This window comes from Bradyrhizobium sp. IC4060 (assembly GCF_020193715.1).
Classification (GTDB): domain Bacteria; phylum Pseudomonadota; class Alphaproteobacteria; order Rhizobiales; family Xanthobacteraceae; genus Bradyrhizobium; species Bradyrhizobium yuanmingense.
Map to the genome: position 1 here is coordinate 1 of NZ_JADYVJ010000073.1, position 476 is coordinate 476.

Annotated in this window: 1 protein-coding gene; it reads left to right on the forward strand. The window is 66.4% G+C overall.

Going from position 1 to position 476, the window contains the following annotated elements; all coding sequences use genetic code 11:
* Window positions 1–237: 237 nt before the first annotated feature.
* Window positions 238–476, forward strand: a 239-nt coding sequence (locus I6F16_RS37525; protein WP_225174779.1) for a helix-turn-helix domain-containing protein, incomplete at its 3' end; no start/stop codon positions are given.

The following is a 476-nucleotide window of genomic DNA, read 5'->3' on the forward strand; positions in this document are numbered from 1 at the left end:
CGCTGGTAGACGTCGATGTAATTGAAGCCGACCGCCGTCTGGCGCACCTGCACCTCGCCGGCCGCGGGCGGCGGAAGCTCCACGGTTTCCAGTTGGAGCACCTCTGGCCCGCCAAAGGAATGAATGCGAACAGCACGCGCGGTCGTCATGGTGCAGCCTCTATGGTACGATATTATCGTACCTTGCGCCCAAGGCTGCGATCCCGCAAGACGGCAGAGATGGATTGAGGACGGGAATTTGGACGAGGCCCTCTGGCATCCCGACGCCGAAGATTTTGAGCTGAACCGCGTGCTGGCGGCCCTGGCCGATCCGCACCGGCGGCGCGTGGTGTTGCAGCTCGCCCGCGCCGATGGGCCGTGCCTGTGCGCCACCTTCAGCCTGCCGGTGGCCAAGGCCACGCGCACCCATCATTTCCGCGTGCTGCGGGGAGCCGGCCTCATCCGGCAGGTGGACCTCGGCAACGGCCGCTCGAACAC